Genomic DNA, 1,234 nt, shown 5'->3' on the forward strand with positions numbered 1-1,234 from the left:
GCAATGACAGAAAAAGAAAAAATCAACCGACAAGATTTTGTTGATAACGTGATTAACGACATGATCGTATCACTATCCTCGACTACAAAAAAACTGCAATGGAATATAAAAGTCATCAGCGACATTCGAGGAATATTAACCAGTTATTTTATTGAAGAATTGCGCCTATGCGCCGATGAAGAATTTTATCCATAAAACAAATAAAGGCATAAAATGGAGTTTTGCCAAACACAAGACATCATATAAAAGGATTGTGTCTTACCATAGTAAAAAAATATTAAAACTTTATTTTACTCTTTGGCAAAACTCCTAAGCTAAAAAAGCCGTAGGCTTTTTTAGCAATTCAGTCCGAATAAAAACTGTCGCATTTCTTTTTCACCTCAGCCCATTTAGGGATCGGCAGACGTTCTTTCTTCCCGTCATAAAACCTAATATCTTTAGGAGTCACCAATTCCATTTCCCAAGCAAGCGCGATCATTTCTTCACGGTTGTGGACATGAAAAGTCTTATATAAACTGTTCAGGTGGTTATAAACCGTGCTTTTTGCTATATCCAGCTCTTCCATTATTTGCTCAATGGTAAATCCGCTGCACAGCATGACAAGGCATTCCCTCTCCTTTTTAGTAACTTTGCCGTTAGCGTCAGGATATTCATCAAAATGATCTATCATTTCTTTAACCTTCGGGGAAATATACTGTCCGCCTTCCCGCACAATCCGCAAGCCACGACAAAATTCATTATTATCTTCCCACATATCGAGGTATGACTTCGCCCCTGACCAGATGAAACAAGGGGCATAACTCACGGGAAAGTCATGGTTTGAAACCACGGCTATATTCAGCTTCGGAAACACTTCTAACAGCTTTTTAATCCTTTCAGCAGTACAGATATGATAAAACCAACTGTCAATAATAACAAGACTTGGGTTTTTATTGCAGATAACGGTATTTAAAGCGTTATTATCCTTGTCAGTAACAGTAACATCTTTAAAACCCAACGCCTCAAGCCGCTTCTTTATCTCCGCATGATGTCCCACCGCCCTAGTAAGCACCAACACCCCTCCGCTCATTTTTTTATCCCCCCGCCATTATTCAAATTACAAGGCTGAAAACAGCCCTGCCCCTCCTTGCCGTATGATTTCACCTTTTTTTCTTCACTATGCGTTTTCCCCCGAGCGGAATTGGGTTTTTCCCCCTCCGCTTCAAGACGGATTGACCTTAAAGAACGCATCCGC

Annotated in this window: 2 protein-coding genes; one reads left to right on the forward strand and one right to left on the reverse strand. The window is 40.0% G+C overall.

Going from position 1 to position 1,234, the window contains the following annotated elements; all coding sequences use genetic code 11:
- Window positions 1–195 (forward strand): hypothetical protein (locus tag ACYVRH_RS13045; RefSeq protein WP_461257331.1); only part of this gene is annotated, 195 nt, incomplete at its 5' end.
- Between the two features lie 148 nt (window positions 196–343).
- Here the strand turns inward: ACYVRH_RS13045 and ACYVRH_RS13050 are convergent.
- The gene (locus ACYVRH_RS13050) at window positions 344–1,069 is read right to left on the reverse strand and encodes a response regulator transcription factor (protein ID WP_461257332.1); all 726 of its coding nucleotides are present in this window, start codon (window positions 1,067–1,069) and stop codon (window positions 344–346) included.
- Window positions 1,070–1,234: the final 165 nt, after the last annotated feature.

The sequence above is a fragment of the Treponema sp. R80B11-R83G3 genome, from assembly GCF_054786115.1.